The organism is Nocardiopsis chromatogenes YIM 90109 (assembly GCF_000341185.1).
Classification (GTDB): domain Bacteria; phylum Actinomycetota; class Actinomycetes; order Streptosporangiales; family Streptosporangiaceae; genus Nocardiopsis_A; species Nocardiopsis_A chromatogenes.
Map to the genome: position 1 here is coordinate 1 of NZ_ANBH01000386.1, position 7,520 is coordinate 7,520.

General features: G+C 73.4%; 7 protein-coding genes. 3 read left to right on the top strand and 4 right to left on the bottom strand.

Features of this window, described 5'->3' with window-relative positions; genetic code table 11:
• Positions 1 to 279: 279 nt before the first annotated feature.
• Positions 280 to 603 (bottom strand): hypothetical protein, encoded by a 324-nt coding sequence (locus D476_RS0131250; protein ID WP_017627801.1) that lies wholly within the window; start codon positions 601 to 603, stop codon positions 280 to 282.
• A 126-nt stretch (positions 604 to 729) separates the two neighbouring features.
• On the opposite strand from D476_RS0131250, the gene D476_RS0131255 reads away from it, so the two are divergent.
• Positions 730 to 1,191: a (deoxy)nucleoside triphosphate pyrophosphohydrolase gene (locus D476_RS0131255; protein ID WP_017627802.1), complete on the top strand. Its 462-nt coding sequence runs from the start codon at positions 730 to 732 to the stop codon at positions 1,189 to 1,191.
• A 78-nt stretch (positions 1,192 to 1,269) separates the two neighbouring features.
• On the opposite strand, the gene D476_RS0131260 is transcribed toward D476_RS0131255, so the two are convergent.
• Positions 1,270 to 2,304 (bottom strand): iron-siderophore ABC transporter substrate-binding protein, encoded by a 1,035-nt coding sequence (locus tag D476_RS0131260; protein ID WP_017627803.1) that lies wholly within the window; start codon positions 2,302 to 2,304, stop codon positions 1,270 to 1,272.
• A 249-nt stretch (positions 2,305 to 2,553) separates the two neighbouring features.
• On the opposite strand from D476_RS0131260, the gene typA reads away from it, so the two are divergent.
• Entirely contained in the window at positions 2,554 to 4,440 is a 1,887-nt protein-coding gene (typA, locus tag D476_RS0131265; RefSeq protein ID WP_017627804.1) for a translational GTPase TypA, read from the top strand.
• A gap of 194 nt (positions 4,441 to 4,634) precedes the next feature.
• Here the strand turns inward: typA and D476_RS0131270 are convergent, their stop codons facing one another.
• Positions 4,635 to 5,153, bottom strand: a complete 519-nt coding sequence (locus D476_RS0131270; RefSeq protein ID WP_017627805.1) for a nitroreductase family deazaflavin-dependent oxidoreductase — start codon at positions 5,151 to 5,153, stop codon at positions 4,635 to 4,637.
• A 253-nt stretch (positions 5,154 to 5,406) separates the two neighbouring features.
• Between D476_RS0131270 and D476_RS0131275 the strand changes: the two genes are divergently transcribed.
• Positions 5,407 to 6,594 (top strand): FAD-dependent monooxygenase, encoded by a 1,188-nt coding sequence (locus D476_RS0131275; protein WP_017627806.1) that lies wholly within the window; start codon positions 5,407 to 5,409, stop codon positions 6,592 to 6,594.
• Positions 6,595 to 6,610: 16 nt separating this feature from the next.
• On the opposite strand, the gene D476_RS0131280 is transcribed toward D476_RS0131275, so the two are convergent.
• A complete protein-coding gene (locus D476_RS0131280; RefSeq protein WP_017627807.1) occupies positions 6,611 to 6,826 on the bottom strand; it encodes an ABC-F family ATP-binding cassette domain-containing protein in 216 nt (71 codons plus the stop codon).
• Positions 6,827 to 7,520: the final 694 nt, after the last annotated feature.

Below are 7,520 nucleotides of genomic sequence, written 5' to 3' on the forward strand. Positions count from 1 at the left end.
ACCGCCTCCGCCGGGCGGATGCGACCGGCCCGCTGCGTCGTCGAGGTCGGATGGCCCCGCCCCCGGACGGCCCCGGGCCAACGGCAGGGGGGAGAGCGCTTCCACCGCACCCCGGCCGACGCATGGGCCCACGCGCGGGCCCATTCCTCACAGACCGAGCGGCGCGGGGCGTTCGGCGGATGGCTGCACCACGACGCCCCCTACCGGCTCCCCATCCCGATCGACGGCCCTCCCGCCACCCGCGGCACCGGCCTCACGGGGCAGTACCCCCGGGGAAGCCTAGGGCTCGCCGTCCCTGGTGCGGTGCAGCAGCACCTTCCCGCAGGTCACCGCGAGCCCGGAGGCCTCGCCGCCGAAGGAGAAGTCCAGCCGCATGGAGTCCTCGTCGTGCTCGGAGCCCACGTCGGCCACCTCGGCCCCGGGCCACGGTGCGGACTCCTCGTCGAAGAAGCTGAAGTCGGTGACCCCCTCCAGCACGAGCGTGTAGGTGAGGGAGGGGACGGCGCCCGCGGGCGAGCGCAGGGAGAGCGTCACGCTGTGGCCGGGAACGTCCACCCAGGTCCCTTCGAGCGAGCAGCCCTTGAGAGCGTTGAGAGCCGACATGCGCACTCCTTCGGTCGCGTCGCCGTCGCACCGGGGCCCGTGCCCTACGCCGTGCCCCGATCCTTGTGATCCCACACGGCGGCGGCCGGTTCCGGGCGCCCCGCCCCCGGCCCCACTGGAGTAGCGTTGTCGACCGTGACTCGGACACAGGACGGCGGCCCCGCCGCGACCCAGATCGTCGTCGGCGCCGCGATCATCCGCGGCGGCATGCTGCTCGGCGCCCAGCGCGCGGACCCGCCGCAGCTGCGCGGCCGGTGGGAGCTGCCCGGGGGCAAGGTCGACCCGGGCGAGGCCGAGACCGACGCCCTGGTGCGCGAGTGCCGTGAAGAGCTGGGCGTGGAGATCACGCTGGGCGAGCGGCTCGGCGGCGACGTCGCGATGCCGGTGCGTACGGGCGGGCCCAGGGCCGTGCTGCGGGTGTGGGCGGCCCGGGTCGCCGAGGGGGAGCCGCGCGCCCTGGAGCACCTGGCGCTTCGGTGGCTCGCCCCCGAAGAGCTGGCCGAGGTGGACTGGCTCCCCGCCGACGTGCCCTTCCTGGAGGAGATCCGCCCGCTCCTGGAGCGCGACGGCGCCGCCCCCATGGCCTGACCCGAGCCTGACCCGGGCCCGGCCCGCGAACCGGGCCGGGCCCGCGAGCCGTCCCGTCAGGCCGACCCTTCGCGCCTTTTACGCCTTCCCCTCGGCCGCCTCGGACAGGTCGTCGGCGACGTCGTCCATGACCCACGGGATGGACAGCGGGTTGGGCGAGGAGATCGCCATCGACTGCACGTGGTCGTCGTAGCCGATGAACCCGCCGTCCTCCACGGCCCTGACGCGGCCGAAGACGCCGCTGCCCTCCAGGGACTCGCGGTCCTCGGGGCTGTTGAACCACATCACCAGCACGTCGGCGTCGATGTCCTCGGCCTTCTCCTGGCTCATGGTGCCGTAGAAGGCGTTCTCCTCGGCGTCGATGTCCTCAAGGAACGGGGCCGGGGTGAGGCCGAGCTGCTCCAGCAGCGCATTGCGCGGGTCGCCGTTGATGTAGAAGCCGAGCTCGCCGGTGTCGGGCATCAGGGTGCCCGCGGCGAAGGTGGCGCCGTCGAGCTCAGGGTGCTCCTCGACCAGGCCGTCCAGGTAGGACTGGGTGTCGGCCACCACCGTGTCGGCCTCGTCGGGCCTGCCCACGGCCTCGCCGATGGTGCGCACCTCGTCCTGCCAGGGCGTCATCCACGGCTGGTCGAGGTAGGGGACGGTCGGGGCGACCCCGGAGAGCTGCTCGTACTCGCCCTCCTCCATTCCGGACTGCACGCCCAGGATGAGGTCGGGCTCCAGCGCGGCGATGTCCTCCACCGGCAGGCCGTCGTCGGTGTTGATCATTTCGGGCTTGTCCCCGCCCAGCTCCTCGATCTTCTCCAGGTCCCAGGGAAGGTACCCCTCCTCGTCGCCGGCGTAGGTGGAGGCGGCCATGCCGACCGGGACGATGCCCATCGCCAGCAGGACGGCCTCGTCGGACCAGCCGACGGTGACGATGCGCTCGGGCTCGGCGTCGATCTCGGTGGAGCCGAAGGCGTGGTCGATGGTGACCGGCTCCCAGTCTCCGCCGCCCTCGGCCTGCGGGTCGGCGGTGCCGGAAGTGCAGGCGGTGGCGGCGAGGGCGGTGGCCGAGACGAGGGCGGCGGCGCGGGCGGTCAGCCCGGCGCGGCGGGACGGTGTGGCGGACATGGAGGATCCCTGATCGTTCGGGGGCGGCTCGGCGGGGCGGCCGCGGCGGGCGGAGGCGCGACCGGACCGGCACGCCGTGGTTAGGCGCGCCTATCCTAAGTCCGGAATATGGGGAGTTGTCCAGAGGGGGTGTCCGACAGCACCCCGCCGACCTGCCCGTTTCCCGTGGTAACCGGCGCAAGCGCCTAAACTGGTCTTCGGCCGCGGGTGTCGCGGTTGTACCCAGTGAATGAGAACGAGACTTTTCGCATGTCCAGCGCTACTACCGCTGAGGGCTCCGCACGCCGCACCGACCTCCGCAACGTCGCCATCGTCGCCCACGTCGACCACGGCAAGACCACGCTCGTCGACGCCATGCTGTGGCAGTCGGGGGCCTTCCGCGCCAACCAGGACGTCGATGAGCGCGTCATGGACTCCAACGACCTGGAGCGCGAGAAGGGCATCACCATCCTCGCGAAGAACACGGCGGTGCACTACACCACGCCCGAAGGCGACGACGTCGTCATCAACATCATCGACACCCCCGGCCACGCCGACTTCGGCGGCGAGGTCGAGCGGGGGCTGTCGATGGTCGACGGGGTCGTCCTGCTGGTCGACGCCAGCGAGGGCCCTCTGCCCCAGACCCGCTTCGTGCTCCGCAAGGCGCTGGAAGCAAAGCTCCCGGTCATCCTGTGCATCAACAAGGTGGACCGGCCCGACAGCCGTATCGCCGAGGTCGTGGACGACGTCTACGAGCTCTTCATCGACCTGGGCGCCGACGAGTCCCAGATCGAGTTCCCGATCGTCTACGCCTGTGCGCGCGACGGCAAGGCCTCGCTCGAACGCCCCGAGAACGGCGGTGTGCCCGACAACGACGACCTCACCCCGTTCTTCCGCACCCTGCTGGACACCGTCCCGGCGCCCGAGTACGCCCCGGGCGCGCCGCTGCAGGCGCACGTGACCAACCTGGACGCCTCGCCGTTCCTGGGCCGCCTGGCGCTGTGCCGGGTCCGCCAGGGCGAGATCCGCAAGGGCCAGCAGGTGGCCTGGATCCGCGGCGACGGCTCGGTCCAGCAGGTCAAGGTCACCGAGCTGCTGATGACCGAGGCGCTGGAGCGCAAGCCGGCCGACCAGGCGGGCCCCGGCGACATCATCGCCATCGCCGGCATCCCCGACATCATGATCGGCGAGACGCTGGCCGACCCGGAGGACCCGCGGCCGCTGCCGCTGATCACCGTGGACGAGCCGGCCATCTCGATGACCATCGGCACCAACACCTCGCCGCTGGTCGGCAAGGTCAAGGGCGCCAAGGTCACCGCCCGCCTGGTCAAGGACCGCCTCGACCGCGAGCTGGTCGGCAACGTCAGCCTGCGGGTGCTGCCCACCGACCGCCCCGACGCCTGGGAGGTGCAGGGCCGCGGCGAGCTGGCGCTGGCCATCCTGGTCGAGCAGATGCGCCGGGAGGGCTACGAGCTGACCGTCGGCAAGCCGCAGGTGGTCACCCGCGAGGTCGACGGCAAGCTGCACGAGCCGGTCGAGCGGCTGACCGTCGACGCGCCCGAGGACTACATGGGCGCCATCACCCAGCTGCTCAACGTGCGCAAGGGCCGCATGGAGCAGATGACCAACCACGGCACCGGCTGGGTCCGGATGGACTGGCTGGTCCCCTCGCGCGGGCTCATCGGGTTCCGGACCGAGTTCCTCACCGAGACCCGCGGCACCGGCATCGCGCACCACGTCTTCGAGGGCTTCGAGCCGTGGGCGGGCGACCTGCGCACGCGGGCCAACGGGTCGCTGGTGGCCGACCGGACCGGGCAGGCCGTCGCCTTCGCCATGTTCAACCTGCAGGAGCGCGGCGTGCTGTTCGTGGAGCCGGGCACCGAGGTGTACGAGGGCATGATCGTCGGCGAGAACTCGCGCATGGACGACATGGACGTCAACATCACCAAGGAGAAGAAGCTCACCAACATGCGCTCGGCCACCGGCGACGAGCTGGTGCGCCTGGTCCCGCCGCGGAAGCTGTCGCTGGAGCAGGCGCTGGAGTTCTGCCGCGAGGACGAGTGCGTGGAGGTCACGCCCGAGGCGGTGCGCATCCGCAAGGTCATCCTCGACCAGAAGGAGCGCGGGCGCATCGCGGCGCACAAGAAGCGCGGCTAGGGGGTGTTGCTTGGATCGTGGCCGTAGACGGCACTGGCGGTGTCATGTCCATCGCAAGGCCGCTGGGAGAGTCGGTCAGCAGGCTGTCGACTGATGAGAGCGCGGCGAGGGGCGTGCCTGGGCGCTGCGCAGTAGGCCATGATCCGAGCAAACCCCCTAGCCCCGCTCCGCAAGGGGCGGAAGGGCTCGACGGGTCAGGGGTCGCGCGGGACCAGTCGGAACACGCGCGGCTCCCGCCCCGAGCGCACGGCGTAGGACTCGTAGGGCCACATCGCGTTGAGGCGGCCCCAGGCCGTGTCCCGCTCCTCGCCGGTCAGCAGCACGCCCCGGACCGGGATGTCGGTGCCCCGGTAGTTGGCCACCGCGTCCGGGTGCGCGAGCAGGTTCCCCGTCCAGGCGGGGTGCTTCTCGCGCCCGAAGTTGCTGCCGACCACCAGGAAGGTGCGCGGGGTGCGCTCCCGTTCGGGCAGGCAGGCCACGGGGGCGCTGCGGGGCGCGCCGCTGCGGCGGCCGGTGGTGGTCAGCATCAGGCTGGGCACGGCCCAGCGCGCGATCTGCGCCCGGCCGCCGGTGAGCCGGTGGAGCAGGCGGTCCAGGCGCGGCAGCACGGGCGGGGCCAGGCGGGCGAACAGCGGTGAGGCGGCCGCCCGGCGCGCCGTGCGCAGCAGGGCCGTGCGCACGGGGCCGACGGTGCGGTGCGGCGGAGAGGACACGGTCGCGGGTCCCTTCTGCGGGGGGCGTGCGCACGCTCCAACCTAGCGCCCGCTTGGGAATACGTGAAGGGTCCGTGCGCCTGCGGCGCGCCGGGAGCGCCGGATCCTTCGACCCGGAAGTCCAGGTTGGGCCAGAGGCCACGAATCCCCGGGAACGCGTGGCATTCCAGGGCCGCCGACCATAGCCTGAGGGGGCAGGGCCCCTGCGCCGCAAGGAGTGTGGGCCCCCGACCAGGTCCGGAGGAACCAGTCCATGGGACAACCGCACGCCGTCGTGGTCGGGGCGGGCGTGGGCGGCCTCGCCGCCGCGGCGGCGCTGGCCCGCACCGGGTGCGCGGTGACCGTCTTCGAGAAGGCCCCGGTGCTGGACCCGGTCGCCGCCGGGCTCGCCCTGGCGCCCAACGCGCTGCGCGCCCTGGACGCCCTGGACGCCGGCGAGGAGGTGCGCAAGCGCTCCGCGCCGCACGGCATCGGCGCCATCCGCCGCCGGGACGGCCGGTGGCTGCTGCGCACCGGCCCGCATGAGACGCAGGTGCGCTTCGGCGACGCGGTCTCGGTGCTGCGCTACGCCGACCTGGTGGACGTGCTCCTGCAGCGCCTGCCGCCGGGGGCCCTGCGCACCGGGTCGGCCGTGACCGCGGTGGAGCCGGGCACCACCCGCCAGCCCGCCCGCGTCGCCACCGAGACCGGGGACGTCGCCGCCGACCTGGTCGTGCTGGCCGACGGGGCGCGCTCGGCGCTGCGCGGCGAGCTGTTCCTGGAGCACCCCGGCGCCGTCTACGCCGGGTTCGCCTGCTGGCGCGCGGTGGTGCCGTGGCGCCCGGAGGACCCGCTGGACTTCGGGGAGACCTGGGGCAGGGGCGGCACCGCCGGGGTCCTCCCGCTCAGCGGGGACGAGGTGTACTGCTATGTCACCGGGAACGTGCCCGCGGGGGAGAGGGCGGCCGACGAGCGCGCCGAGGCGGTGTCCCGGCTGGAGGACTGGCACGAGCCGCTGGCCGACCTGTTCGCCGGGGCCCGGCCCGAGGCGGTGGTGCGCAGCGACGTCTGGCACGTGGACACCCCGCTGCCCGCCTACCACAAGGGCCGGGTGGCCCTGGTGGGCGACACCGCGCACGCGATGACGCCGAACCTGGCCCAAGGGGCGTGCCAGGCGATCGAGGACGCGGTGGTGCTGGCGCACCACGCCAGCGGGTCGATGGCCTACGTGCCGACGGCGGTGCAGTCCTACACCGCCTCGCGCCTGCCCCGGACGGCGGCCCTGGTGCAGAGATCGGCCCAGTTGGCGGAGGCGGTGCAGAACGATTCGCCGGTGCTGACGGGGCTGCGGGACACCGCGGCCGGTCTGGTGGGCAAGGTGGCACCCTGGCAGCTGGCGAAGTACACGCGCCCGGTGGGTGACTGGCGCCCACCGGGGGAGCCCCGCACGGCCGCCCGCTGAGCGTCCCGGCCTCGGCTCAGCCTTCTTCGGGCCGCTCCCTGAAGAGGGTTCCGACCAGCTCCTCCGCGTCCTTGTAGAGCTCGTCGTACCCGGGGGGAGAGGCCGCACCCGACCCGGCGAGGGAGTCGAACGCGATCCCGTCACACCAGGCGATGAACGAGCGCGCGTGCCGCGCAGGCTCCTCCGAGCCCAGCGCGCAGGTCCGGAGGGGCGCACCCCTCCCGGCGCGCATTCCCGGCATAACGGAAACACAACGGGGGTTCGGTGATCCGGGGCGGTGGTACCGCCGCCCGATCAGTGGTCTCGCGCGGATTTCACCACCATGGATGCCCCGGGGGCGCCTCGCGACCCGGGAGGGCGGAACGGCAGGTACCCCGCTCGTGGGCCCCGGCCGGGCGGCGGGCCGCCGGAATGTGAGGGAGGGGCGGCGACCAGGAGAAGGTCGGCGGGCCCTGCGGTAGCGCTGCTGGGCGGCGGGCGTGCGGATGGTCGCTGTTCTTGGCGGCGACGGGGTGAGCGGGGCGGTTTCCGGGCCCTGCTTGCCGGGCGGCGGGTTCCTCGTGGTCCGGGTGGGCGGCGCGGCTGGGTGGGCGGTGCTCGCCCGCGCTCGTGGCGGCCGCCGGGCCGGTGTGGCAGGCACCGGGGGCGCCCCTCCGGGGCGCATACCGGGCATAGAGGGCGCGCGGGGAGGGGGTGGTGATCCTGTGCGGTGGAATCGCCGCCTGATCGCCCTCGAAGTGGCGATTCCACGACGCAGGATGCCTCCCGGTGTGCTTGCGGGGTCCGGAAGGCGGGTTCCGGTCCGCTGATACCGGCCTGGTGACCGCTTCGCCCGGTTTCCCGGTCGTCGGGACCCCCTCCGTGTGCTGTTCGACGGCCGGGGCGGCCCGACAGGCGGTGCGGGTGCGCGTTCATCGCGATACCAG

Coding starts and splice junctions, on each gene's coding strand:
- D476_RS0131275 (WP_017627806.1), top strand. CDS start 5,407: ATGGGACAACCGCACGCCGTCGTGGTCGGGGCGGGCGTGGGCGGCCTC.
- D476_RS0131250 (WP_017627801.1), bottom strand. CDS start 603: ATGTCGGCTCTCAACGCTCTCAAGGGCTGCTCGCTCGAAGGGACCTGG.
- typA (WP_017627804.1), top strand. CDS start 2,554: ATGTCCAGCGCTACTACCGCTGAGGGCTCCGCACGCCGCACCGACCTC.
- D476_RS0131260 (WP_017627803.1), bottom strand. CDS start 2,304: ATGTCCGCCACACCGTCCCGCCGCGCCGGGCTGACCGCCCGCGCCGCC.
- D476_RS0131280 (WP_017627807.1), bottom strand. CDS start 6,826: ATGCGCGCCGGGAGGGGTGCGCCCCTCCGGACCTGCGCGCTGGGCTCG.